At 70.8% G+C, this 25178-nt stretch carries 25 protein-coding genes; 15 read left to right on the forward strand and 10 right to left on the reverse strand.

Annotated features, from left to right (window positions below):
• Nucleotides 1–131 precede the first annotated feature (131 nt).
• Nucleotides 132–1403, reverse strand: a complete 1272-nt coding sequence (locus tag MFF21_RS08895) for an MFS transporter (protein ID WP_238310786.1) — start codon at nt 1401–1403, stop codon at nt 132–134.
• 128 nt (nt 1404–1531) lie between these two features.
• Nucleotides 1532–1960 carry a MarR family winged helix-turn-helix transcriptional regulator gene (locus MFF21_RS08900; RefSeq protein ID WP_238310787.1) on the reverse strand — a complete coding sequence of 143 codons (429 nt, stop codon included), beginning with the start codon at nt 1958–1960 and terminating at the stop codon, nt 1532–1534.
• 337 nt (nt 1961–2297) lie between these two features.
• Here MFF21_RS08900 and MFF21_RS08905 point away from each other — a divergent pair, with 337 nt between their 5' ends.
• The 5 genes from MFF21_RS08905 to MFF21_RS08925 all read left to right on the forward strand — a co-directional run bounded on the left by MFF21_RS08905 (nt 2298) and on the right by MFF21_RS08925 (nt 7390).
• Nucleotides 2298–2561: a hypothetical protein gene (locus tag MFF21_RS08905; RefSeq protein WP_238310788.1), complete on the forward strand. Its 264-nt coding sequence runs from the start codon at nt 2298–2300 to the stop codon at nt 2559–2561.
• A gap of 81 nt (nt 2562–2642) precedes the next feature.
• Nucleotides 2643–2906 (forward strand): hypothetical protein, encoded by a 264-nt coding sequence (locus MFF21_RS08910; protein ID WP_238310789.1) that lies wholly within the window; start codon nt 2643–2645, stop codon nt 2904–2906.
• A 116-nt stretch (nt 2907–3022) separates the two neighbouring features.
• Nucleotides 3023–3391 carry a hypothetical protein gene (locus tag MFF21_RS08915; RefSeq protein WP_238310790.1) on the forward strand — a complete coding sequence of 123 codons (369 nt, stop codon included), beginning with the start codon at nt 3023–3025 and terminating at the stop codon, nt 3389–3391.
• Between the two features lie 108 nt (nt 3392–3499).
• On the forward strand, nt 3500–6625 hold the full coding sequence (gene addB / locus MFF21_RS08920; RefSeq protein ID WP_238310791.1) for a double-strand break repair protein AddB: 3126 nt from the start codon (nt 3500–3502) through the stop codon (nt 6623–6625).
• A gap of 3 nt (nt 6626–6628) precedes the next feature.
• On the forward strand, nt 6629–7390 hold the full coding sequence (locus MFF21_RS08925; RefSeq protein ID WP_238310792.1) for an SOS response-associated peptidase: 762 nt from the start codon (nt 6629–6631) through the stop codon (nt 7388–7390).
• A 9-nt stretch (nt 7391–7399) separates the two neighbouring features.
• Here the strand turns inward: MFF21_RS08925 and MFF21_RS08930 are convergent, their stop codons facing one another.
• Both MFF21_RS08930 and MFF21_RS08935 read right to left on the reverse strand, forming a co-directional pair.
• Nucleotides 7400–8314, reverse strand: a complete 915-nt coding sequence (locus MFF21_RS08930) for a pyridoxamine 5'-phosphate oxidase family protein (RefSeq protein WP_238310793.1) — start codon at nt 8312–8314, stop codon at nt 7400–7402.
• Nucleotides 8311–8940: a glutathione S-transferase family protein gene (locus tag MFF21_RS08935; RefSeq protein WP_238310794.1), complete on the reverse strand. Its 630-nt coding sequence runs from the start codon at nt 8938–8940 to the stop codon at nt 8311–8313. The genes MFF21_RS08930 and MFF21_RS08935 overlap by 4 nt, the downstream gene beginning before the upstream one ends.
• A 140-nt stretch (nt 8941–9080) precedes the next feature.
• Between MFF21_RS08935 and MFF21_RS08940 the strand changes: the two genes are divergently transcribed.
• Nucleotides 9081–9986: a LysR family transcriptional regulator gene (locus MFF21_RS08940; protein WP_238310795.1), complete on the forward strand. Its 906-nt coding sequence runs from the start codon at nt 9081–9083 to the stop codon at nt 9984–9986.
• A gap of 3 nt (nt 9987–9989) precedes the next feature.
• On the opposite strand, the gene MFF21_RS08945 is transcribed toward MFF21_RS08940, so the two are convergent.
• Both MFF21_RS08945 and MFF21_RS08950 read right to left on the reverse strand, forming a co-directional pair.
• On the reverse strand, nt 9990–11276 hold the full coding sequence (locus MFF21_RS08945; protein ID WP_238310796.1) for a class I SAM-dependent RNA methyltransferase: 1287 nt from the start codon (nt 11274–11276) through the stop codon (nt 9990–9992).
• On the reverse strand, nt 11269–12015 hold the full coding sequence (locus MFF21_RS08950; RefSeq protein WP_238310797.1) for a TlyA family RNA methyltransferase: 747 nt from the start codon (nt 12013–12015) through the stop codon (nt 11269–11271). The genes MFF21_RS08945 and MFF21_RS08950 overlap by 8 nt, the downstream gene beginning before the upstream one ends.
• 110 nt (nt 12016–12125) lie before the next feature.
• Between MFF21_RS08950 and MFF21_RS08955 the strand changes: the two genes are divergently transcribed.
• Nucleotides 12126–12677, forward strand: a complete 552-nt coding sequence (locus MFF21_RS08955) for a superoxide dismutase family protein (protein WP_238310798.1) — start codon at nt 12126–12128, stop codon at nt 12675–12677.
• Nucleotides 12678–12767: 90 nt separating this feature from the next.
• Here MFF21_RS08955 and MFF21_RS08960 read toward each other — a convergent pair whose 3' ends face one another.
• The 3 genes from MFF21_RS08960 to MFF21_RS08970 form a co-directional block, all read right to left on the reverse strand.
• Nucleotides 12768–13034, reverse strand: a complete 267-nt coding sequence (locus MFF21_RS08960; protein ID WP_238310799.1) for a hypothetical protein — start codon at nt 13032–13034, stop codon at nt 12768–12770.
• A 355-nt stretch (nt 13035–13389) separates the two neighbouring features.
• Entirely contained in the window at nt 13390–14745 is a 1356-nt protein-coding gene (locus MFF21_RS08965) for a cytosine deaminase (RefSeq protein ID WP_238310800.1), read from the reverse strand.
• Between the two features lie 35 nt (nt 14746–14780).
• Entirely contained in the window at nt 14781–15686 is a 906-nt protein-coding gene (locus MFF21_RS08970; RefSeq protein WP_238310801.1) for a LysR family transcriptional regulator, read from the reverse strand.
• Between the two features lie 455 nt (nt 15687–16141).
• Between MFF21_RS08970 and MFF21_RS08975 the strand changes: the two genes are divergently transcribed.
• The 8 genes from MFF21_RS08975 to MFF21_RS09010 all read left to right on the forward strand — a co-directional run bounded on the left by MFF21_RS08975 (nt 16142) and on the right by MFF21_RS09010 (nt 24181).
• On the forward strand, nt 16142–17101 hold the full coding sequence (locus MFF21_RS08975; protein WP_238310802.1) for an ABC transporter substrate-binding protein: 960 nt from the start codon (nt 16142–16144) through the stop codon (nt 17099–17101).
• 7 nt (nt 17102–17108) lie between these two features.
• Nucleotides 17109–18008, forward strand: a complete 900-nt coding sequence (locus MFF21_RS08980) for an ABC transporter ATP-binding protein (RefSeq protein ID WP_238310803.1) — start codon at nt 17109–17111, stop codon at nt 18006–18008.
• Nucleotides 18005–18796, forward strand: a complete 792-nt coding sequence (locus tag MFF21_RS08985; RefSeq protein ID WP_238310804.1) for an ABC transporter permease — start codon at nt 18005–18007, stop codon at nt 18794–18796. Before MFF21_RS08980 ends, MFF21_RS08985 begins: the two co-directional genes overlap by 4 nt.
• A gap of 109 nt (nt 18797–18905) precedes the next feature.
• The gene (locus MFF21_RS08990; protein ID WP_238310805.1) at nt 18906–19979 is read left to right on the forward strand and encodes an aromatic ring-hydroxylating dioxygenase subunit alpha; all 1074 of its coding nucleotides are present in this window, start codon (nt 18906–18908) and stop codon (nt 19977–19979) included.
• Nucleotides 19980–20069: 90 nt separating this feature from the next.
• Nucleotides 20070–21080, forward strand: a complete 1011-nt coding sequence (locus MFF21_RS08995) for an ABC transporter substrate-binding protein (RefSeq protein WP_238310806.1) — start codon at nt 20070–20072, stop codon at nt 21078–21080.
• Nucleotides 21081–21097: 17 nt separating this feature from the next.
• The gene (locus MFF21_RS09000) at nt 21098–22081 is read left to right on the forward strand and encodes an isopenicillin N synthase family dioxygenase (RefSeq protein WP_238310807.1); all 984 of its coding nucleotides are present in this window, start codon (nt 21098–21100) and stop codon (nt 22079–22081) included.
• Between the two features lie 124 nt (nt 22082–22205).
• On the forward strand, nt 22206–23588 hold the full coding sequence (locus MFF21_RS09005; protein WP_238310808.1) for an FAD-binding oxidoreductase: 1383 nt from the start codon (nt 22206–22208) through the stop codon (nt 23586–23588).
• A complete protein-coding gene (locus MFF21_RS09010) occupies nt 23585–24181 on the forward strand; it encodes an NAD(P)H-dependent oxidoreductase (RefSeq protein ID WP_238310809.1) in 597 nt (198 codons plus the stop codon). The genes MFF21_RS09005 and MFF21_RS09010 overlap by 4 nt, the downstream gene beginning before the upstream one ends.
• Nucleotides 24182–24610: 429 nt before the next feature.
• Here the strand turns inward: MFF21_RS09010 and MFF21_RS09015 are convergent, their stop codons facing one another.
• Nucleotides 24611–25120, reverse strand: coding sequence for a DUF3280 domain-containing protein (locus tag MFF21_RS09015; protein WP_238310810.1), 510 nt, complete (start codon nt 25118–25120; stop codon nt 24611–24613).
• Nucleotides 25121–25178 lie beyond the last annotated feature (58 nt).

Genomic DNA, 25178 nt, shown 5'->3' on the forward strand with positions numbered 1-25178 from the left:
CGGCTGATGACAATGAGACACTGGATCACCTCCTTTCGTTCGTTGCGGGAGACCCCAAGGTAGGCAGCCTTTCGCGTCTGCGAAAGGGCGTCGGCTGCGCCCTCTCGCCGCAATGCACAGCCGGCTCGGCATCACGCCCCGGCGGGGACGGGCAAGGCCGCCGGGTCGGGCCGCCGGCCCACGAACAGCGCCATCAGCGCCGCCACGAGGCAGAGCAGCCCCGCCGAGACGAAGGCGGCGAAGTAGTCGCCGGTGCCGGTGCGGATCGTCCCCGCCCCCCAGGCCGCGAGCGCCGCGCCGACCTGATGCGCGGCCGCGATCCAGCCGAACATCAGCGCGGCGTTCTCCTCGCCGAAGCTCTTGCCCGCGAGCGCCACGGTGGGCGGCACGGTCGCGATCCAGTCGAGCCCGTAGAACACGGCGAAGAGCGACAGGCCGTAGAACGACACGTCGAAGGAATAGGGCAGGAACATCAGCGAGAGCCCGCGCAGGCCGTAATACCAGGCAAGGAGCTTGCGGGCGTCGAAGCGGTCGGTGAGCCAGCCCGAGGCGGTGGTGCCGACGAGGTCGCACAGGCCCATCAGGGCGAGCAGCCCGGCCGCCGTCACCTCCGGGATGCCGTGGTCGATGCAGGCCGGGATCAGATGCGTGCCGACGAGGCCGTTGGTCGAGGCGCCGCAGACGAAGAAGGTGCCGGCGAGCAGCCAGAAATCCCGGGAGCGCAGGCCCAGGGCGAGGCCCTGGAGCGCCCGCCGGGCCGGGTTCCCGGCGGCGGGGGGTGGTTGCAGCTGCGTCTCGCCGTAGCGCGGCAGGCCGAGATCCGACGGCCGGTCCCGCATCAGCCAGGCGACGGGCAGCACCAGGGCCAGAGCCGCCCCCGCCACGGCGAAGGACACCGCCCGCCAGCCCTGGCTCACCACGAGCTGGGCCAGCACCGGCAGGAAGACGAGTTGCCCGGTGGCGCTGCTCGCGGTGAGCAGGCCGATCACCAGCCCGCGATGGCGGACGAACCAGCGATTGGCCACGGTGGCGCCGAGGACATTGGCGACCATGCCCGTGCCGAGGCCGACCACCAGCCCCCAGAGCAGCACCATCTGCCAGGGCGCGCGCATGAAGGCGGTGGCGGCGGTGCCGGCGGCGAGCAGGAGGAGCGCGCCGCAGACCGCCCGGCGCAGGCCGAAGCGCTCCATCAGCGCCACGGCGAAGGGCCCGACCATGCCGTAGAGGAAGATGTTGACGGCGATGGCGAAGCTGATCGTGGCCGTCGACCAGCCGAATTCCCGCTCCAGGGGCACGATCAGCACGCCCGGGGCGGCGCGCAGGCCCGCCCCGACCAGCAGCACCAGGAAGGTCATGCCCGCCATGATCCATCCGTAATGGATCGGGCCGCGGGGTCTCTGCATGGCAACGTCTCCTGCGATGGTCCCGGCGGTCTGTCCGGCACGCTTCGGCACTGTCTTCCACGATCCTGGCGGGCAGCTGCGGGCATATACCCGCTTCACGGCTTGCGAAACCTGTCGGGCGGGGCGGTTCAGGGCGCCTCCATCGCGCCGACGCCCTCCACGAGCACCCGGACCGCCGCCGGCGGCAGCCGCCCGGCGAGGTCCGCCTGCGTGGCCCGCCAGGCGGGGGTGGCGGCCGCCAGGGCGTCGCGGCCGGCCTGGGTCAGGTGGACGACCCGCACGCGCTGGTCCCTCTCCCCCACCTCCAGCCGCACGAGGCCGCGCCGCTCCAGCGGGTCGAGGTTGCGGCCCATGGTCGAACGGTCGAGGGCCGCCTCCTCCGCCAGCCGCGTCACCGGCACCGGGCCGAGGCGGGTGAGGATGCGCAGGAGCGAGAACTGGGTGATGCGCAGGCCCGAGGGACGCAGGGCCTCGTCATAGGCCGCCGTGACCACGCGGGTCAGCCGCCGCAGCTGGGTGCAGACGCAGGGACCGTCGATGGCGCGCTCGGACGACATGATTTACGTGCATATACCCTTTTCTGCGCGCCGCAAGGGGTCGGAGCGATCGCCGGCGCCCTCCATGTCCCGGCAGCGCCTGCCTATTCGCCCAGTGGAGCGGCGCGTGATCGGGTGTGACGCAGCACCTAACTTCCGTTCAGGCTCGTGCATGACATTCGTGTCGGCAAAACACCGCCGACACCAAGACGAACAAGAGAAAAACAGATAAATTTTTAAGTAACGAACCGGAAACGATCTTCGCATCCGACAGAACAGCGAAGAGAAACGCTTCCGTAATAGATACAGCTTATCAGACAAGCACAGACCAGACGCACCCTATTCGAAGGAGCCGTACATGTCTCAGGAAACCTATCCGCTCGACGATGCCGCCCTGGACGCCGTGTCCGCCGCCGGCGGACACTGGGTCGTCAATGCCAAGGGCATCGGACAGTGGCACTACAACGACGTCGTCGCCTCGGGGAACAACGTCAAGTGCGCGGCTTCGGGCGAGAGCGGCTCCAGCTCCGTGCGATCCGAGATCCGCGGCAACCAGCGGTACGTGTTCGGCTACGACACCGCCAAGGGCGGAGAGTACCTCAAGGGTATCCGCCCGGTCTGACCGATCACCCCTCGGATCGGCGAACCGGACTCTTCCTCCAACGAACATCCCCCAACCGAAGATCAGTCAAAGGAGATCATCATGTCCCAGGAAACCTACCCGCTCGACGATGCCGCCCTGGACGCCGTGTCCGCCGCCGGCGGCCACTGGGTCGTCAATGCCAAGGGCATCGGACAGTGGCACTACAACGACGTCGTCGCCTCGGGGAACAACGTCAAGTGCGCGGCTTCGGGCGAGAGCGGCTCCAGCTCCGTGCGATCCGAGATCCGCGGCAACCAGCGGTACGTGTTCGGCTACGACACCGCCAAGGGCGGAGAGTACCTCAAGGGTGTCCGCCCGGTCTGACCGGGCACCGCCTCCGAACGGAGAATCCGAGCCGCATCCGATCGCCTAGGGCGGGGGCGGCTCCGGCATGAGGGACCGCCGGCACGGCGGTCCAAAGAGGAGGGAGATGTCACGTGATGCGTAGGGTACCGGTCGCCGTCCTGTTGCTGCTGTCCGTCTCGGCCGCCGCCGCGCGCGATCACGGCTGCAGCGACAGGACCCAGAAGGGCAAGGTCGCCCAGGCAAGCTCGCACTACAGCAAGTCCTACCTGGACGAGCATCTCGCGGTGCGCGGCAACGGGGATTGCCTGGTCGCCAAGCCGGCCGACAGGCTGACGCGGGGCTATACTACCAACACGGGAAGTTACGTCCTGCCGCATTACTCCACCAATCCGGGCGGCGACCCGCCCGGCGCGTCCCAGGGCGGCTTCATGCCCGGCATGGCCTCGGGGGGCCTGCGCAACGAGGGCAATCCCTTCGTCGGAACCCTGGGCACCCGCCGCTGACCCGCGGCTAGGACTCGAGGCGGAGCGGGCGAAGCCCCTTCGCCGCATTTCGGTTCCGGGCCGGAGGCGGCTAGACAGGCCTTCCGCGGTTCCCGCCCACCCGACGCGATGCCCAGTCCACAGACCGTCTTCACGATCTCCCCCGGCGTGCCGTTCCTGCCGGCCCTGGCCGACGCCCTGCTCGACGGGCGGCTGGTGGGGCCGGTCGGGACGGATCCCCTCGCCCTCGCGGGCGTGACCCTCTACCTGCCGACCCGGCGGGCGGCCCGGGCCTTCGGGGCGGTGCTGTCGCGGCGCCTGCCGGGGCGGGCCGCCCTGCTGCCGCGGATGATCCCGCTGGGCGAGGCGGACGAGGCGGAGTTCGACCTCGCCGCGAACCCGCTGCTCGAAACCGCCGAGGACGTGCTCCACCCGCCGATCCCGCCCCTGGAGCGCCGGCTGATCCTCGCCCGCCTCGTCCAGCGCTGGGCGGAGGAGGTCGACCGCCGCCTGCTGCCCATCGACGACGACGTGCCCTTCCTGGTGCCCTCCTCACCGGCGGACGCGATCGGGCTCGCGGGCGATCTCGAACGGCTCATGGACGCGCTGACCGTCGAGGGCCTGCCCTGGGAGGAGATCGGCGCCGCGGTCGAGGCGGAGCATTCCCGCTATTTCGGCCTCACCCTCGACTTCCTGAAGATCGCCGCCGAGTACTGGCCGAAGATCCTGCACGAGCGCTCCCTGAGCGATCCGGTCTCCCGGGCCCGCGCCCTGATCCTGGCGGAGGCCGAGCGCCTGCGGCGGGAGCGGCCCGGGGATCCGGTGATCGTGGCGGGCTCGACCGGCTCCGTGCCGGCGACCGCCCGGCTGATCGCGGCCATCGCCGCCCTGCCGCGGGGCGCCGTGGTCCTGCCCGGGCTCGATCTCGGCCTCGACGCGACCGGTTGGGACGCCATCGAGACGGGGGAGGGGGAGTCCCGCGAGATCGCCCATGGCCATCCCCAGGCGATCCTGCACCGCCTGCTCGGCCCCGGCTGCCTCGGCCTCGACCGGAGCGCGGTGACGCCGCTCGGCGCCCCCGACGCCCGGGGCGCCGCCCGGGAGCGCATCCTGTCCGAGGCCCTGCGCCCGGCCGACACGACGGATGCCTGGGCCGAGTTCGACGCGGCGGCGCGGGAACGGCTCGCCGGCGAGGGCCTGGCCGGGCTCGCCGTGGTGGAGGCGACCGACGAGCGCGAGGAGGCCCTGATCATCGCGCTGGCCCTGCGGGAGACCCTGGAGGACCCGCAGGCCTGCGCCGCCCTCGTCACCCCCGACCGGGGGCTGGCCCTGCGCGTCTCCGCGGAACTCGCCCGCTGGGGGCTGCGCGCCGAGGACACGGCCGGGGAAGGCCTCGCCCGCAGCCCGGCCGGACGCCTCGCCCGGCTCGCGGCGGAGCTCGCCGCCGAGCCGGCGCCCGCGCGGGTGCTGGCGCTGCTCGCCCATCCCGATGTCCGGCTCGGCCTGACCCGCAGCGCGGTCCTGCGCGGGGCGGCGGCCCTGGAGATCGGGGCGTTGCGGGGGCCGGCCCCGAAGCCGGGCTTTGCCGGGATGCGGGCCGCCGTGGCCGGGGAGCGGGAGGCGCAGGGCCGGGTGCCCCGGGCCAAGCGCCGGCTCACGGCCCTGGACTGGGACCTGGCCGCAGAACTGGTCGACCGGCTGGAGGCGGCCTTCGCGGGCTTCGCCGACGATCCTGACCAGACCTGCAACCTCGTGGCGGTGGCCGGCGCCCACCGCGTCACCTGCGACCGGCTGCTCGACGGGCCGGAGCCGGTGGAGGATCCCTCCCTCGATTGCCTCGACGCCCTGTTCGACGAGCTGGCGCTCGCGGGCGAGGAGGCCCTGCCCGGCCGCTTCGGCGACTATCCGGCCTTCTTCACCGCGCTCACCCGCGAGCGGATCGTGCCCTGCGCCCAGCGCGACGCCCATCCCCGCCTGCGCATCCTCGGCCTCCTGGAAGCGCGGCTCCTCGGCTTCGACCGGGTGGTGCTCGGCGGCCTCGACGAGGGCGTCTGGCCGATGGCCGCCAGCACCGACGCCTTCCTCAACCGCCCGATGCGCGAGCGCGTCGGCCTCAACCCGCCCGAGCGGCGCATCGGCCAGAGCGCCCACGACTTCGTCCAGGCCCTGGGCTGCCGCGACGCGGTGATCACCCGCGCCGCCAAGCGGGAAGGGGCCCCGACCGTGCCCTCGCGGTTCCTGCAGCGCCTGCGCGCCTTCGTCGGGCCGGCTTCGTGGGACGGGGTTCTTCAGGCAGGGCTTTCGCTGAGGCGCCTCGGAGCCGGTCTCGAAGCCGCTTCGGAGCCGGCTCCGAGGCGTTCGAGCCAGCCGAAGCCGAAACCGGACCCGGCGCTCTTCCCGCGCAGACTCAGCGTCACCGAGATCGAGACCCTGGTGCGCGACCCCTACGCGATCTTCGCCAAGCACGTGCTCGGGCTCGAAGCCCTGGAGCCGCTCGCCGCCCCGCCCGGCGCGAGCGAGCGCGGCACCCTGATCCACGCGATCCTCGGCGCCTTCTGCGAGGCCTATCCCGGCGCCCTTCCCGATCGCGACAAGGCCCGCCTCACCCTGGCCGAGATCGCCGCCAACGCCTTCGGCGACCTCTCCGACACCTATCCCGAGCTCTATGCGGAGTGGTTCCCGCGCTACGAGCGCATGGCCGAGCATTTCCTGGCCTGGGAGGCGGAGCGGCGCGGGCAGCTCGCCGCCGTGCACACGGAGCTATCCGGGCGTTGGACCATCCCCCTCGGCCAGGAGACCTTCACCCTGACCGCCCGGGCCGACCGGATCGAGGCGCGCCGGGACGGCAGCTTCTGCATCGTCGACTACAAGACCGGCCAACCCCCGAGCAACAAAGAGGTTTTCGCGGGCTTCGCGCCGCAGCTCACCCTGGAGGCGGCGATGCTGATGCAGGGGGGCTTCCCCGGCCTCAAGGCGGCGGAGGTGCCGGACCTGCTCTACGTCCACGCCTCGGGAGGCCGGAAGCCCTTCGAGCCCGCCGAGCTGAAGCCGCCCCGGGGCGAGGCGCGCACCCTCGTCGAGATCGTCGCCGAGCATCAGGCGCGGCTGCGCGGCCTGATCGCCCGCTTCCTCACCGGCGAGGCGGCCTATACCTCGCGGCCCTACGCCAAATACGCCAAGCGCTATTCCGACTACGACCACCTCGCCCGGGTGAAGGAATGGTCGCTCGCCGGAGACGGGGAGGGGGAGGCCTGAGCCATGTGCGGCCGCTACGTCATCGCCCAGGCGCCGGAGACCTACCGGGCCTTCTACGGCTATCCCGAGCGGCCGAATTTCCCGGCCCGCTACAACGTGGCCCCGACCCAGCCCGTGCCGGTGGTGACCGCCGATCACGGCGCCCGCCACGTCCGCCTGGTCCGCTGGGGCTTCTGGCCCGCCTGGCTCAAGGATCCGCGGGACTTCCCCCTGGTGATCAACGCCCGGGTCGAGACCCTGCGCGAGAAACCCACCTTCCGCGGCGCCCTGCGCCACCGCCGCTGCGTCTTCCTCGCCGACGGATTCTACGAATGGCGGCGGGACGGGCAGGGCAAAACCGCCGTGAAGACGCCCTTCGCGATCCGCCGGGCCGACGGCGCCCCGATGGCGCTGGCCGGATTGTGGGAGCCCTGGATGGGGGCGGACGGCTCGGAGGTCGACACCGCGGCCATCGTCACCTGCGGCGCCAACGGCACCCTCGCCGCGATCCACCACCGCATGCCGGCGATCCTCTCGCCGGAGGGCGTCGCCGCCTGGCTCGATACCGACCATGTCGACGGGGGCGCGGCGGCCGCCCTGTGCCGGCCCTGCCCGGATGAATGGCTCACCCTCGACGCGGTCAGCGACCGCGTCAACAGCGTGCGCAACGACGATCCCGATCTCCTCACCCCCGTGGGCACGCCGCAGCCCGAGCCGGCGAAGCGGGCCGACGCGCAGGGGCCGGCCCGCTCCAGCGACGAGGACGCGCAGGGCCGGCTGTTCTGATCCCCCGCGTCAGGCCGGCGTGAAGCGCAGCGGGAAGGCGCCGGGACGGAACACCACCTTGCGCGGGGCGAAGCGCCAGAGCCGCTCGGCGCCCGCGACCCGCCCGATCTCCGGCCCGTCGAGGACTACGTCCGCCTCGCCCGTCATCTGGACGAGGTCGCCGGTGGTGAAATCGGCGAAGACCAGTCCCGCCCGGGGGTTCGCCAGCATGTTGCCCAGCGTGTTGAAGAAGCGGTTGCCGGGATAATCGGGGACCGTGAGCACGCCGTCCTCGTCGATCCGCACGAAGCCGGCCGGACCGCCGCGATGGGAGACGTCCACCTGCCGGCGCCCGTCCTCCCGGTCGAGAGAACTCGCCACGAAGAAGGTCTCGGCCGCAGCCACGATCGCCCGGGCCGGCCCTTCGAGGCGCTCCGAGAGCGTAGGGCCGGGCCTCGCATCCCCTGCATCCGGCGCGGGCCGGCCCAGCCGCGGACGGATGTATTGCGGGCAATTCCCGAAGCTCTCCGCCACGGACACGTCGAAACCCCGGGCATCGCAGCGCCGGAGCGTGCCGTTGAGGCGGTTGCGGCGGCGCGTGGCGAGGTCGATGCCGAGGAGCCCCACGGCCGCCCCGTCCTCGAGCCCGGCCTCGGCCGGATCGGCGGGGTCGCGCGTCAGCGCGGCGTGCAGGTGGAGCGGATCGGGTGACCGGAGGAAGCCGGGCTCGCCGGCCCGCAGGCTCGCCCAGACGCCGCCAGCCGGATCCACCGCCCCGAGCACCACGAAGGAGAGCAGGGGATAGAAGTCCCGGTGCTGCGGGATCAGGTGGTCGCGGATCACCCGCGGGCCGATCTCGGCCATGCGCTCCGCCACGCCGGCGCTGCGCTGGATCGCGCGCTCGCCCCGATGCCAGGGAGCGGCCTGCGCCGCCTCGGGGATCATCGCTCGGCCTCCCTGGGGGCGTTCAGGCCCGCTGCGCTCTTCGGGAAGGGCTCGAAGCCGGGCAGCGCCTCGACACGGGACAGCCATCCGCGGACATGGGCGTAGGGGGCCAAGTCGACATTCCCCTCCGGCGCGGCGGCGACGTAGCTGTAGGCCGCCACGTCGGCGATGGTCGGGTGATCGGCGGCGAGCCAGTCGCGGCCGGCGAGCTCCGCCTCGATCAGGCGCAGGATGGCATGGGAGCGCGCGATCACCTCCTCCGGGTCGAAGGAGGCGCCGAACAGGGTGACGAGACGGGCCGCGCAGGGCCCGAAGGCGATCTGGCCCGCGGCCACGGAGAGCCAGCGCTGCACCCGGGCCGCCCCGACCGGATCCTCCGGCAGCCAGTCGGTCCGGCCGAGCTTCCTGGCCAGATAGACCAGGATCGCGTTCGAATCCGGGACGACGGTGCCGTCGTCGTCGAGGACGGGTACCTGCCCGAAGGGATTGATCCTCAGGAAGGCGGGCGCCTTGTGCGCGCCCGCCGCGACGTCGACCTCGACCCGCTCGTAGGCCAGGCCGAGCAGCGACAGGAACAGGCGGGCCCGGTGGGCATGGCCCGACAGGGTGAGATCGTAGAGCTTCACGGGGTCGTCCTCCGGGATCCGGCCGGCCCAATCGCCGGTCTCGGACCACTCAAACCCTTTCCCCCCACCGGGAGAACCGGCATTCTCGGCAATCGACTGTTCCGTTGAACGGAACAATCGCGGAGAAGGAGGGCAGGGCGATGGACCGCTGGCAGGCGATGCGGGTCTTCCTGCGCGTCGCGGAGAGCGGCGGCTTCGCGAGCGCGGCGCGCGCCCTCGCCCTGAGTCCGCCGGCGGTGACCCGCGCCGTCGCCGCACTGGAGGACACGATCGGGACGCGCCTCCTCACCCGGACCACGCGCTCGGTGAAGCTCACCGAAGCCGGCACCCGCTACCTGGAGGATTGCCGGCGGATCCTGGGGGAGATCGAGGAGGCGGAGGCCGCCGCCGCGGGCTCCTACCGGCAGCCGACGGGCCTGCTCACCGTGACGGCCCCGGTCCAATTCGGCCGGATCCACGTGCTTCCGATCCTCACCGCGTATCTCGCGCAGCACGACGGCGTGACGGCGCGCGCCCTCTTCCTCGACCGCATCGTCAACATGCTCGAAGACGGCGCCGATGTCGGGGTGCGGATCGGGCATCTGCCCGATTCCGGGCTCAGCGCGATCCGCGTCGGCCGCGTGCGCCAGGTGGTCTGCGCGGCGCCGGCCTATCTCGACCGGTATGGCGCACCGGATACGCCGCACGCCCTGCAGGACCACACCATCATCGCCTCGACCAACCTCTCCGCTACCCCAGAATGGCGCTTCGGCCGGGAGCGCAGGACGAGCGTGGCTTTGCGCCCGCGCCTGATCTGCAGCACCATCGACGCGGTGCTCGCCGCGGCCCTGGACGGGCAGGGCATCGCCCGCCTCCTGTCCTATCAGGTCGCCCCCGCCGTGGCGGAGGGGCGCTTGCGGCTCCTGCTCACCGACTACGAGGAAGAGCCACGGCCCGTCCATGTCGTGAGTCCGGAGGGACGGCGGGCACCGGCCAAGACGCGCGCCTTCATCGATCTCGCCGTGGAGCGGCTGCGCGCCAATCCGTGGATCAATCCTGAGGAGTAGAGCTCAACGGCGGACCTTGCCCGCCGTCAGCGAACGCCCGCGTCCGGCGGGCGGGCGGCGGAAGAAGCCGACCATCTCGACATGGGCGGAATAGCGGAACTGATCGACCGGCACGACCCGCTCCAGGCGATAGCCACCCTCAACAAGGGTTGCGGCATCCCGGGCGAAGGTGCCCGCATCGCAGGACACGCCGACGACGAGAGGAACCTTGGATTCGGCAAGCCGGGCCGCCTGGGCCTGGGCGCCGGCCCGGGGGGGATCGAACACCACGGCGTCGAAGCGGTCGAGCTCCAGCGGCAGGAGCGGTCGACGGAACAGGTCACGCCGCTCGGTGGTGATCCGGCGCAGGCCCTGCGACGCCCGGAAAGCGCGGTCGAGGGCCGCGAGCGGGGCGGCCTCCCCCTCGACCGCATGCACCTCATGCGCTCGGGCGAGGGCGAGGGCGAAGGGGCCGCAGCCGGAAAACAGGTCGGCGACACGCTTCACGCGCTTGTCCAGCGCCGCCAGGACCAGCTCGGTCAGCGCCGCCTCGCCCGCCTCCGTCGCCTGCAGGAAGCCGCCGGGAGGCGGCACCACCGCCGCGCCGCTGGAGGCAAGCACGGGCGGCCGGCGCTCGACGACGATGTCGCCGTGGAGCGAGAGGCGGGCGAGGTCGAGCTCGGCGGCAAGCCGGGTCAGGGCGGCCCGGACACCCTCGTCGACGGGACCATGACCGCGGATGTCGATATCGAGGCCGGCACGGCTCGCCGTCGCCTGCACATCGAGGGGCTTGGCGCCGCGCCCGAGCGGCACGGCGAGCGCCTCCGCGACGGCCGGCGCCCGATGCAGGGCCGGCACCGTGATGGGGCAGTGGTCGATCGGCACCAGGTCGTGGCTGCGGGCCGCCATCAGGCCGGCCCGGGCCGCGCCCTCGATGCGACGCACATGGAGAATCAGCCGGCGCCGTCCCGCCCCGTGGGCGTCGCGGAGCGAGGCGAGATCCGTCTCCAGGCCGGCCTGGCCCAACGCCCTCGCCACGCCCTCCTGCTTCCAGGCCGCATAGGGCTCGGAAGCGAGATGCTGCATCACGCAGCCGCCGCAGCGCGCATAATAGGGGCAGAAAGGCGCGACGCGCTCGGGCGACGCGCTTTCGATGGCAAGGAGCCGGGCGCGGTTCCCGGCCCGTTCGATGCGCACGTGCTCCCCCGGCAGAGCCCCGGGTATGGCGAGACCCTCCGCGGTAAGTCCGTCACCGCGGATGCCGAGACGGTCGATTACCACGATGTCCGGGTCGGCTTGGGGATCAGACATGGGAGAGTTTGCGGGCACCGATCAGGAATTCACGATTGCCGTTCCCCCCCTCCACGGGAGAGGGGATCAGGCCGAGGATCTGGAAGCCAAGCCCTTCGACGAAGCGGCGGATCTCCGCGCATACCGCGGCATGCACCGCTTCGTCGCGCACGATCCCCCCGCGGCCGATCCGCTCGCGGCCTGCCTCGAATTGCGGCTTGATCAGCGCGACGAGAGCCGCCCCGGGGGCGCTCAGGGCGGCGAGCGCCGGTAGCACCAGCCGCAGGGAGATGAAACTCACATCGACGCTGACGAGGGCGGCTGCGAATCCCACGGTCTCGGCAGAGAGGGCACGCAGGTCCGTGGCCTCCAGGCTCGTCACGCGGGGATCGGCGCGCAGGCTGGGGTGAAGCTGATCCCGCCCCACATCGACCGCGACGACCCGGATCGCGCCCCGGCGCAGCATCACATCGGTGAAACCACCGGTCGAGGCGCCGGCATCGAGGCAAGCGAGCCCGGCCGGGTCGATGCCGAAGGCGTCGAGCGCAGCGGCGAGCTTGAGTCCGCCGCGGGACACGTAAGGATGGGGGGCGTGCGCCTCGATCCGAGCCTCGAGGGGCAGCAGGTCGGATGCCCGCACGACCGTGCGGCCGTCGGCAGCCACGAGACCCGCCTCGATCGCGGCCTGCGCCCGCGCCCGGCTCTCGAAGAAACCGCGCTCGACCAGAAGCCGGTCGGCGCGCTGGCGCTCGCGCGTCATCGTCGATCGTTCACTGTCTTGGGTGGTGGGGCGCCATCGTCCTCGGCCCTGCCCCTGGGCTAGGATCGGCCGGAACCTACCTAAACCATCGCGGAGAGGAGTGTCAGCCCGTGAGAGAACTCGCCATCATCCCCGTTGCCCTCGGTCTTGCGGTCGCAAGCGTTGCGGGGCCCGCCTCGGCCCAGGACAAGGAAGCGGCGGCGCCCGCCGCGCCACAGACCTACGAGAGCCCGGTCACCAACGGCAAGGGCGAGACCATCGGCAAGATCGCCATCCGCGACGGCGCCAATACCCTGGTGCTCCGCGTGACGATTCAGCCCGGCGGCCTGCCTCCGGGCTGGCACGGCATCCATTTCCATGCGGTCGGCGACTGTTCGGACACGGAGAAGTTCGAGAAGTCGAAAGCGCATGTGAACCACGACCAGAGCAAACATGGCTTGCTCAACCCGGATGGCCCGGACGAGGGCGACCTGCCCAACATCTATGCGGCGGCAGACGGCTCGGTGAACGCGGAAGTGTCGAGCGAGACGCCGCTGACCGGTGAGGGCGGCCTGAAGGACGCCGACGGCTCGGCCCTGATCATCCATGCCAACGAGGATGATCACAACACCCAGCCCATCGGAGGCGCCGGCCCGCGCATCGGCTGCGCAGTGATCAAGTAGGCCGCCGAGGCCGTAGCCGAATAAACGAAAGGGCCGGCCGCTCATGCGGCCGGCCCTTTTCTCATAAGGCCCCTTGCGGGGCCGGGCGGCTCAGCGGCCGGAGTGGAGGCGCTCGCCGCGCGGGGCGCGGACGGTACCGGTAGCGATGCCGTCATCGTAGCCGCGGGCAGCGACGCCCGGCAGCAGGCCACCATTGGCCTCGGCCAGGTTCGGGAGGGCGGCACGGCCCTGAAGGCCGCCCGGGGCCACAGCCGGAGCGATGCCGGCGGGAGCGTTGTAGCTCTGAGCGAAAGCGGTGGCGCCAGACAGTCCGAGGGCGAGGCCAAGGGCAGCGGCGGTGAGCGTGCGTGCGGTCATGATAGCATTCCGTTGGCGGGATCGAGCGCCGCATGAATGCGGCTCAGGTTGCCCGTCATGTTGTCTAGTTGGGCAGGAATGCCTTTTCAATCAACAGGTTCCGCACGTTTTCTATGCAGTTTTACAGCAATATAAGCATAAATAAGACAAAATTCTTACAACCAACCATTCGGACGAGACAACCGAGCGCCATAATCTGAGGTTTTTCAGTCACTTCAAGACATGCATCTGCGCCATGCCGCAGAAAGTGGCAATCCGCGCGCAGGCGAGGGTGGGCGTGCGATTCCGCACGCCGAGGCGAAAACGCGAGTGACACCAATGCGTTCTTGCGCGCAGACCGACCGCGCTGCGCTGCCTACCAAGCAGCGGATTCCCCATCCAGAGCCTCGTAGGACGGCGCCTCCGCACGCAGGCGGCGGCCGTTCGTGAGGATGAGGCGGTTGGCGTGCGGACGGGCCAGCACCTCGTTGAGGGTGCGTGCGGCCAAGAGGATAAGGTCTGCCGGTCCCCCCTCGCGCACGGAGCCGGCTTCGAGGCCCATGATGGCGGCTGGGAGGGGGCCGACCATCGCCGGCGCGTCGGCGAAGGGGTGGTCGAGATGCAGGATCCGCACGCCCATGCGGAAGGTGTCGAGCACGTCGTGATCGCCGTAGGCGTAGAAGGCGTCGCGGCAATTGTCCCCGGCGATGGCCACCGGCACCCCGGCCGCCTTCAGCTCCTGCACCGGGGCGACGCCGCGCCAGCGCGGGGTGCGGCCGCGGCTGCGGTCCTGGAGATACAGGTTCACCGTGGGCAGGGTAACGATGCGCAGGCCGGCCTGCGCCACCAGGGCGATGGTGGCGGCCGCGGTCTCCGGATCCTGCACGGCGAGGCTGCAGCAATGCCCGCAGGTCACGCGGCCCTCGTAGCCGTTGCGCAGCACCGCCCGGGCGATCGCCGCCAGCGAGGCGGCCTGGGGATCGCCGGTCTCGTCGACATGGAGGTCCACGTCGAGATCGCGCTCCCGGGCGAGGCGGAAGAGATCGTCGAGGAGCCCGTCCATCTCGTCGAGCGCCTGCCCGTGCAGGCCGCCGGTCGGCCGGGTGACGCCGCCGATCAGGCCGCCCGATTCGGCGATGAGGTCGGCGAGCCGGATGCCGTAGGGGGTGGCATAGGCGTCGATCGGGGTGAGGCCGACGCCCTGCAGGGTGATCCGGCCGGCCCAGGCGTCGCGCATCTCGCGGAACACGCCCCAGGTCACCGCCGCCTGGTCGCGGGAGGAGCCCTCGCCCGCCCCGCTCTCCTGGCTGTCGAGATGGGTGCGGATCGCCGCCACGCCGTGGGCCTCGGCGCAGGCGAGGCCGAATTCCATGCGCCGGCGCAGATCCTCCGCGGTCCAGTAGCGGGTGCGGTCCGCGGTGGTGGCGTCGCGCGCGCCCGGGAAATCGCCGTCCGGGTTCGGCGTGCGCGCCACCGTATGGCCCTTGTCGAGATGGGTGTGCACGTCGATCAGGCGCGGCCAAGCCTGGCGCCCCTTCAGGTCGAAGGCGGGCAAGTCCGCGGGCCCATGGCCCGCGGGGACGATCCGGGCGAGCTTCCCGTCCGCCACGACGAGGTCGAGGAGGGGGCTCCCGTCCGCGTCGGTCGCAGCACCCGCGGGCACGCCGCCGGGCAGGAAGACGCCCGGAACGCGGGCATTGCGCAGGAGATAGGCCGCAGCGTCGGGCAGCATCGTGGGTTCGGGTCCTTGATGGGCAGAAGAGGGGGTCAGTCGACCGCGCTGTGCTTCTCGAAGGCCGCCTCGAGGCGGCTCGCCAGGAGATGCGCCGGCCCGTCCAGGGAGGCGCGGGCACGCTGGGACAGGGTCACCTTCTGGGTGATGGCGGCGGCGTCCGAGAGGGGCGTGAAGGCCAGCACCCCGCGGCGGATCTCCTCGCCGACATCGGACAGGTTCACGAAGGTGATGTGCGGCGGCGTCTGGGCGAGCCGCTTCATCAGCTCGATGGAATTGGTCTCGACGGCGGGGGTGAAGGTCGCGCCCTGGGGCACCAGCATCTCCAGCACGTCGCGCAGGGTCATGGAGCGGTCGGCCGTGACGATCGGGTATTCGAGGCAATCGGCCATGCGCACGTGGAAGCGCCCGTTAAGGGGATGCTCGGGCGCCATCACCGCGCCGAGCCGGTGCTCGAACTCGGCGATCCGGTGGAGGCGGGGATTGGGCGGCATGCGGTAGGCGAGCGCCAGATCCGCCTCGCCCGCGAGCACGGCCTGCACGATGTCGTCCACCGGCAGCACCGCGACCTTGACCACGATGCGGGGATTGGTCTCGCGGAACTCGCGGATCACGCCGGCCAGCACCCCCGCGGCGAGGCTCGCCATGGTCGCGACCGTCACCTCGCCGCGGGTCAGGCCCTTGAGGGAGGCGACCTGGGCGAGGACGCGGTCGTGCTCCTTCAGGGTCTCGCGCACGTGGCGCATCAGCACCTCGCCGGCGGCGGTGAGGCGAAGGCCCCGGGGGAGACGTTCGAAGAGCGGCGTGCCCATCTCCTCCTCCAGCGCGAGGATCTGACGGTTGATCGCGCTGGAGGCCACGTTGAGGCGGGTCGCCGCCCGCCGGATGGAGCCGCTGCGGGCGACCTCGTCGAGGTAGCCGAGCAGGCGATGATGCAACATGGACCCTCGCGACCCTCGTCCCGCCTTCCGGCGATGTGCTGCGACATCCGCGCGACCGTCCCGCGAGGCGGATATCGACCAAGCCCGCGTCTCTCGTGAACGCCAAGCCCCCGCGCAGGCCCTTAGCAGGGACCTTGCCAATCTCGGATCCGCATCACCGACGGCCGTCCTGACCGCTTTTTGAGAACGCTTCGAAGAGAGCGCCTAACCCCTTGCGGCATCGAGCCTGTGCAAACGCCCGGAGCCGCATCAGCGACCTCAAAACGCGCACACGCCGTCCGAAAAACGGTGCTTTCCAAGCAGCGATACGGCCGCCACCGTTCGGGCATCGACTCGGCACGGCCTGTGCGTCCGAAGGGCAGGCGGCAATGTCCGGGCTATGGGGGTTCCACATGCGGGCGTTCGGTTATCCTCGGCCTTCTGATGCGGTGCGGTCCCGTCCGGGCCGGCGCGTTATGCTGGCCGGCTTCGCCTCCGTCGCCGCGCTGACCCTGGCCGGCCCGGCCTCGGCGGCAGAGAAGATCGTGTTCCTCACGAGCTGGTACGCCCAGGCCGAGCATGGCGGCTTCTACCAGGCCAAGGCGACGGGCCTGTACGAGAAGGCGGGCCTCGACGTCGAGATCCGCATGGGCGGCCCGCAGGTCAACGGCATGCAGCTCCTGCTCGCCGGCGAGGCCGACGCGATCATGGGCTTCGACTTCCAGGTCCTCCAGGCGGCCGAGAAGGGCCTGCCGGCGGTCACCGTCGCCGCCTCCTTCCAGTACGACCTCCAGGGCATGATGACCCACGAGGACGTGAAGAGCCTGGCCGGGGTCAAGGACAAGACCATCCTGGTCGCGGGCTCGGGCATGACCTCCTGGTGGCCCTGGCTGAAGAAGAAATACGCGCTCTCCGACGCGCAGGTGAAGGCCTATACCTTCAACCTGCAGCCCTTCTTCGCCGACAAGACCGTCGTCCAGCAGGCCTATCCCTCCTCCGAGCCGTTCCAGGCGCAGGAGAAGGGCGTGCCGGTGAACTTCTACCTCTTCGCGAAGGACGGCTATCCGCCCTACGGCACCACGATCGTCACCACCCGCAAGCTGATCGAGTCCAAGCCCGACGCGATGCGCAAGTTCGTGGCCGCCTCGATGGAGGGCTGGAAGAGCTACATGGCCGATCCGGCGCCGGGCAACGCGCTGATCAAGAAGGACAACCCGAAGATGACCGACGGCCAGATCGCCTTCGGCATCGCCAAGCTGAAGGAACTCAAGGTGCTCGGCGGCGACGCCAACGTCCCGATTGGCACCATGACCGAGGCCCGTTGGAAGACCAGCTACGACTACCTCGTCGAAGCCGGCCTGCTGAAGCCCGAGACCGACTGGAAGAAGGCCTTCAGCCTCGCCTTCATGCCCGCCCTGACCGCAAAGGCCGAGTGAGGACCCGATGGCGGCGCTCGCCCGATCCTCCTCGCCGCGGCCCATGGAGGCGATCCCGCCCCAGCCGGCGCCCGAACGGATGAACCGGCCGGCCGCCAACGCCGCGCCGGCGGTGGAAGTGCTGTCCGCGGAGAAGGTCTTCCCGGACGGCACCCGCGGCCTGGCTCCGGTCAGCCTGACCGTGCGCGAGGGGGAGTTCATCTCGCTGATCGGCCCCTCGGGCTGCGGCAAGAGTACCCTGCTCTCCCTCATCGCCAACCTCGCCGAGCCGAGCGACGGCCGCCTGCTGTGGTGGCGCGGCGGCTTCGACGGGGTCGGCGCCGAGGGCCGGCGCATGTCGGTGGTGTTTCAGGACGCCACCCTGATGCCCTGGCTGCGCATCGCCTCGAACGTGCGCCTGCCCCTCGACCTCGCGGGGGTCAAGAAGGCGGAGGCCGCGCCCCGCGTCCAGGCCGCGCTGGAGATGGTCGGCCTCGGCGAGAAGGGCCGCAGCTATCCCCGCCAGCTCTCGGGCGGCATGCGCATGCGCGCGGCCATCGCCCGCGGCCTCGTCACCGAGCCGAACCTCCTGCTCATGGACGAGCCCTTCGGCGCCCTCGACGAGTTCACCCGCAACAAGCTCGATTCCGACCTCGTCGACCTGTGGTGGCGGCGCTCGCTCACCGTGCTGTTCGTGACCCACTCGATCTACGAGGCGGTGTTCCTCTCGACCCGCATCATCGTGATGGCAGCCCGGCCGGGCCGGATCTTCGCCGAGATGACCATCGACGAGCCCCATCCCCGCGGCGACGCCTTCCGGCGCAGCCCGCGCTTCGCCGAATATTGCCAGCGGCTCTCCAGCCTCCTGACCGAGGCCTCCCTCGCCAGCGACCCGGCGAGCACCGCCGCCCCGGAGGCCGAGGCATGACCCCGCTGTCCAAGAATCCCCGCTTCCAGGCGGTGATGCCGCCGGTCGTGGTCGGGCTCTGCGTGCTCGGCCTGTGGGAGGCCCTGTGCCGCGGCTTCGCGATCCCGGAATACCTGTTCCCGGCGCCCACCGTGATCGCGGCCTCGCTCGTCCAGAACGGGCCGGACCTGATGCACGCCCTGTGGAGCACGATCCGCGTGACGCTGATCGCCTTCGCCCTCTCCACGGTGCTCGGCACCCTGATCGCCTTCCTGTTCGTGCAGAGCCGCTTCATCGAGCGCGGCTTCTTCCCCTACGCGGTGATGCTGCAGGTCACCCCCGTGGTGGCGGTGGCCCCGCTCATCATCATCCTGGTGCGCGACACCCAGATCGCCCTCGTGATCTGCGCGACCATCATCGCGATCTTCCCGATGATCTCGAACACGACGGTGGGCCTGCGCAGCGTCGATCCGGGCCTCGTCAACCTGATGCGGGTCTACCGGGCCAACCGCCTGCAGACGCTCCTGCGCCTGCGCATCCCGAGCGCCCTCGGCTATTTCTTCGCGGGGCTGCGCATCTCCTCGGGCCTGGCGCTGATCGGCGCCGTCGTGGCGGAATTCGTGGCCGGCACCGGCGGGCGCAGCGCAGGGCTCGCCTACGAGATCCTTCAGGCCGGCTTCCAGCTCGACATTCCCCGGATGTTCGCCGCGCTCTCGCTGATCACCGCGGCCGGCATCCTCCTCTTCCTCGCCATGAGCGGACTGAGCCGCCTCGCGCTCGGCTCGTGGGGGGATCCCGAGCGGGCCTGAGCGGCCCGCCCGTGCCAGGACGCGCCCCCGCTCATCGATCGACGGGGCGCGCCTCTCAACCACCGCATGCCGGAGGGCTTCACGCCGGGCATCATCGAAGGAGACTTCCATGCTGACGACCCGTCAGAAGCTCTGGCGCCATTACTGGTACGCGACCCTGCGCATCGAGGACCTGAAGGAGGGGCCGAAGCCCTTCACCCTGATGGGCGAGAAGATCGTGCTGTTCCTCGACGGCAACGGCGAGCCGGCGGCGATGATGGACCGCTGCTGCCACCGCACCGCCAAGCTCTCCAAGGGCTGGTGCGACAACGGCCTGATCGTGTGCGGCTATCACGGCTGGGCCTATGACCGGCACGGCGCCCTCGCCCGCATCCCCCAGTTCAACCCGGATCAGGTGGTGCCGCGGCTCGCCGTGAAGGCCTATCACTGCACGGAGCGCTACGGCTACGCCTGGGTCTGCCTGGAGGAGCCCCGCGCGGCGATCCCCGAGATTCCCGAGGACACGATGCCCGGCTACCGGCGCATCCAGCAGTTCCACGACGTGTGGAAGACCTCGCCCCTGCGCCTGATGGAGAATTCCTTCGACAACGCGCATTTCGCCTTCGTGCACAAGAACACGTTCGGGCAGATCGACCAGCCGATCCCGGAAAAGTACGAGATCACCGAGACCGATTACGGCTTCGAGGCGGAGACGATCATCACCATCGCCAACCCGCCGATGGCCCACCGCATCTCCGGCACCACCGAGCCGACCACCAAGCGCCACATGCGCAACAAGTGGTTCATGCCGTTCTGCCGCCGCCTCGACATCGCGTATCCGTCGGGACTGCGGCACATCATCTTCAACTCGGCGACGCCGATCGACGACGGCACCATCCGGCTCGCGCAGATCCTCTACCGCAACGATTCGGAGGCGGACTGCTCGACGCAGGAGCTGATCGCCTGGGACGCAGCGATCATCGAGGAGGACCGCGACATCCTCGAATCGACCGATCCGGACGCGACCATCGACATGAGCCGCAAGGTCGAGAGCCACATGCCCTCCGACCGCCCGGGCATGATCATGCGCCGGCGCCTGCTCGCCCTCCTGCGGGAGCACGGCGAGGACGAGGTCTCGGAGGCGGTGCCCGCCGTCTCGGTACCCGTCGCCCCGACCCTGACGCCCCACGAGCAGATGGTCTGACGCGCGCCCCCGCTCCTTTGTTCCCAGGACCCCGGCCGCGGTGCCGGGGTCTCCCGCACCATGCCTCTCACACGCCTGGAGATCCCCTCGATGCCTGCTGCCGTCCCCTCCACCGCTCGCCACACCCGGCGAACGAGCCGCCTCCTCGCGGCGCTCGCGGTGGCGACAGGGCTCGCCGCCTCGCCGGCCCGCGCCCTGGAGAAGGTCAGCTTCGGCCTCAACTGGGTGCCGGAGGCGGAGCATTGCGGCTTCTTCCAGGCCAAGGCCCGGGGCTACTACGAGGCGGCGGGGCTCGACGTGGAGCTCAAGCCCGGCAACCCGAACGTGAACATGCCGCTCCTCGTCGCCTCGGGCGAGGTGAACATGGGCATGGGCTCAAGCTTCACCACGCTCAACCTCGTCGCCAAGGGCGTGAAGGCGCGCACCGTCGCCTCGTTCTTCCAGAAGGACCCGCAGACCCTCGTCGCCCATGCCGGCCAGGGCGTGGCGACGCTGCAGGACCTCAAGGGCAAGCCGATCATGATCGGCGGGTTCTCGCGCAACGAGTTCTGGCAGTTCCTGAAGGCGGCCTACGGCTTCGACGACGGGCAGCTGCGGCCCTACGCCTATTCCGCCGCGCCCTTCCTCGCCGACAAGAAGGCGGTGCAGCAGGGCTACATCACCGACGACGCGGCGACCCTCGGCAAGGTCCTGCCCGAGCCGCCGGTCTCGATCCTGCTCGCCGATTACGGCTACAACAATTACGCGACCACGGTCTTCGCCACCGACGCCTATCTCGACACCCACAAGAAGACCGTGCGGGCCTTCCTGGATGCGAGCCGCAAGGGCTGGACCGAGTGCATGAGCGGCGACTACGCGCCGGCCATGAAGGCGGTGCTCGACCTCGTGCCGACCGGCGGCGAGGAGCTGTTCCACTTCAAGGTGGACCAGATGAAGAAGCGCGGCCTCGTCGAGGGGGGCGACGCGGAGACCCTCGGCATCGGCGCCATGACCGATGCGCGCTGGAAGTCCTTCTTCGACGTGATGGTCAAGGCCGGCATCTACCCGGCCTCCCTCGACGTCACCAAGGCCTACACCCTCGAGTTCATCGGCAAGAAGTAGACCCGGAGAGGCCGAAGATGGACCTGCCGATCGTCGACATCGCCCCCTTCCTGCATGGGGACGCCGCCGCGCGGCGCTCGGTCGGTCGCGCCTTCGGCCACGCCTTCGAGACGACGGGCTTCGCCGTGGTCACCGGCCACGGCGTGCCCGAGCGGCTCGCCAACGAGCTCTACGGGGCGATGAAGCGCTACTTCGCCCAGGACCTCGCGGCGAAGCTGAAGGACACGCCGCCGGAGAAGACCAAGGGGCGGGGCTACCTGCCCATAGGTATCGAGAGCGTCGCCAAGACGCTCCGGGGCGAGACGCCGCCGGATCTCTGCGAGGCCCTGGTCTTCTCCGCGCCCCACCGCGAGGGCCGGGGCGGGCGCCCCAATCTCTGGCCGGAGGAACCGCCGGAGCTCGCCGCCCTCGTCGCGGCCTGGCGGGACGAGATCTTGGGCCTGTCCGCCCGGCTGACCCAGCTCTCGGCGCTGGCGCTCGACCTGCCGGAGGACCATTTCGCGCCCTTCTTCGCGGACCCGGCCCTGGTGCTGCGCTTCGTCCACTATCCCGACCAGCCGGAGCCCCCGGCCCCGGGCCAGCTGCGCTACGGCGCGCATCACGATTACGGCGGGCTGACCATCCTGCGCCAGGACGCGGCGCCCGGCGGGCTGGAGGTCGCCGACCGCGACGGCACCTGGCACGAGGCCCGGGTCGTGCCGGATTCCTTCGTGATCAATGTCGGGGACCTGATGTCCCGCTGGACCAACGGCCGCTGGCGCTCGACCCTGCACCGGGTCTCGAACCCGGACCGGTCGCTCACCGGCTCCACGGCGCGCCTGTCCATGGTCGCCTTCACGGGGCCGAACGAGGAATCCGAGGTGGCCTGCCTGCCGAGCTGCTGCGACACGGCGCATCCCGCCCGGTTCGAGCCGGTGAAGGCCGGCGACTACATCATGGCCAAGCTGGCCGCCTCGATGGACCTGACGGCCCGCCCCGCCTCCCCGAAACCGGGTGCGTGACGGGGCGCGAGGCGCCTGTCTTGCATCGCCCGTCCCGAAAGCCGCCCCCCTTCCGGGACGATGGGCGACACCCGCGGCGCGGCCGTGAGCCCGGTCCGCATCTTCCGACGAAGAGCCATAGCCCATGACCCGCCATCCCTCGCCCGAAGCCCTGGCCGCCCTGCGCAGCGAGCTCGCCGGCCGCGTCGCCCTCGTGGAGGAGCCCTCCCGGGTCCGGAAGCGCTCGCGGGACTTCTTCTGGTACTCGCCGGTGCTCAACGCCCAGCTCAACGGCCTGTCAGCGGATGTCGTGGTCGAGGCGGGAAGCGAGGCGGACGTGATCGCGGTGGCCTCGGCCTGCGCCCGCCACGGCGTGCCCCTGACCGTGCGCGGCGGCGGCACCGGCAATTACGGTCAGGCGGTGCCGCTCCAGGGCGGCGTGCTCCTCGACATGAGCGGGCTCGCCACCATCGAATGGCAGCGGGACGGGGCGGTGCGCACCGGCCCCGGCATCAAGATGAACCGGCTCGACGCGGAACTCGCCCCCGGGGGCGAGGAGATCCGCATGCATCCCTCCACCAAGCGCACCGCCACCATCGGCGGCTTCATCGCCGGGGGCTCGGGGGGCATCGGCTCGGTGAATTACGGGCAGCTGCGCGAGCGCGGCAACATTCGCGCCGCGCGGGTGGTGACCCTGGAAGCGGAACCGAAGGTGCTGGAGCTGACCGGCGACCGCGTCCACGGGGTCGCCCATGCCTACGGCACCACCGGCATCATCACCGCGCTGGAGATGCCCCTCGCCCCCGCCCGCCCCTGGATCGACGTGATCGTCGCCTTCGACGACTTCCTCGCCGCCGCGGAATGCGGCCTGGCGGTCGGGCGCGATGCCGCGATCGGCAAGAAGCTGATCACCCCGATCGCCTGGCCGCTGCCGCAATGGTTCACGGGCCTCAAGGCCTATTGCCCCGAGGGCCAGGCGATCCTGATCGCGATGATCGCGGAGGACACGCTGCCCGCCTTCCGGGCGCGGGTGGCCGAGGCCGGCGGGCGCATCACCCTGGAGACGCCGCTGGACGACGGCCCCGGCAGCGTGCCGCTCTACGAATACACCTGGAACCACAGCACCCTGCAGGTGCTCAAGACCGACCGCAGCTGGACCTACCTGCAGAGCCTGCATCCGGCCGAGGGGCTGATGGAGAGCGTCGCCGCGATGGCCGCGCGCTTCCCCGGCGAGATCGTGCCGCATCTCGAGCTCATCGAGTTCGCCGGCAAGCTCACCTATGCCGGCATCCCGCTCCTGAAATTCACCACCGAGGAGCGGCTGAACGCGATCATCGCCGAGCACGAGGCGAGCGGCGTCTGGATCGCCAATCCCCATGTCTACACGCTGGAGGACGGCACGAGGCACAAGCGGGCGGAGACCGACCAGCTCGGCTTCAAGCGGCTCACCGACCCGGCCGGCCTGATGAATCCCGGCAAGATGCGCAGCTTCACCCCGGCGGATGCCGAGGCAAGCCTTCCGGCATGACGACCCCCAAGAACGTCCTGTACGTCTACTGCCATCCCCTGCCGGAGAGCTTCCACGCGGCGATCCGCGAGGCGGCGCTGGCGGGGCTGCGGGAGGCCGGGCACCGGGTCGACCTGCTCGACCTCTACGCGGAGGGCTTCGATCCCGTTCTCTCGGCGGAGGGGCGGCGCCACTACCACGACACCGCCGTGAACCGGCGCGGGCTCGAAGCCTACGTGGCCCGGCTCCAGGCGGCGGAGGTGCTGGTGGTGCAATTCCCGACCTGGTGCTTCGGGCCGCCGGCCATGCTGAAGGGCTTCGTCGACCGGCTGATGATGCCCGGCGTCGCCTTCGACATGTCGGATCCGCGCCATGTGCGCCCGATCCTCGACAGCCTGAAGCGGATCGTCGGCGTGGTGACCTATGGCCGGCCGCGCTGGATGGCGCTCGCCATGCAGGATCCGCCGCGCCGGCTGGTGACGCGCTACCTGCGCTGGTTCGCGGCTTCGCGGGCGCGGGCCGACTACCTCGCCCTCTACCACATGAACGTGGCGACCGACGCCAAGCGCCGCGCCTTCCTGGAGAAGGTGCGGTTGAAGATGTCGAGACTGTAGGAGGCTGTCGCGGGAGACCGCGGCGGAAGCGGCCCAAGGCGGGGCATGTCGCGTGTTCGAAGTCGCGCCGTATCGGCCGCTTCTGCGCCCCTGGGAGCCGCTTCCGTCCGGTGGCTCGTGTCGCTTGCCGCTAGGCTTCGGGCCGAACCGGTTCCGAAGTGGTCGTGACGGCTTTTTGCTGCGGTGGAGTCATTCCTGTCTCCCTCAGCGTCTTTCCACGCGGGCAGGATCGATCTGCCCTGCGGATGTGCTTGCATCGCGAAGCACAGGGAAATACTGCGTCCGCCTCTCCGAAGCGTCAACCCCGAATTCGCGCCGAGCTTGATCGAATTGGCTCGCACGAATTCGTTTTCGCACCGCATCCTTTGCCGCTCAAGCACTTGCACCCGACACGGACGCGGCGCAAAAATTTCCGGAGAGACCGATGTCCTATGGCGCCCGTTCCAGGAACTGATTCTTTACGAGATACCGGATGCCGCGGTCGAAGGACTCGTCGGTGTTGCCGCGCAGGTCGACGCTGTAGGCCCGCTCGGGGGCCTCGTCCTGGAGCGGCTTCACGTAGACGTTGATGTTGAGGATGAGGTTGGAGACCTTCTGCACCTCGCCGATCACGGCGGCCTGCGCGCCCAGGCTCTTGGCCGCCGCCTCGGCGCAGCCGCCGCAGGCGCGCAGGTCCTTGCCCGCGAGATCCTCGGCGACGCTCTCCGTCGGGACCAGGGTGTAGCGGCCGCTCTCCGTCAGCAGCTTGCGGAACGCGTCCCCGGTGCGCTTGAGCCGGGCGAGATCCTCCTCGGTCGGCGGCGTCGGGGCGCCCCGGGCGAACTGGAAGTCGAACACGGCGAGCTTTTCCGACTCGGCCCGGGCCACGCCGACCGCGAGGCCGAGGGCGAGCAGGGAGACGGCGAGGGCGGCGGACGGGCGCGGTCGGCGCGGCGTCATGGGGTTGCTCCTGGGATCCGGGACGCGGGTCGAGGCCCGCCCATCCCAGGGGCAACGC

Source organism: Methylobacterium organophilum, assembly GCF_022179465.1.
GTDB lineage: Bacteria > Pseudomonadota > Alphaproteobacteria > Rhizobiales > Beijerinckiaceae > Methylobacterium > Methylobacterium organophilum.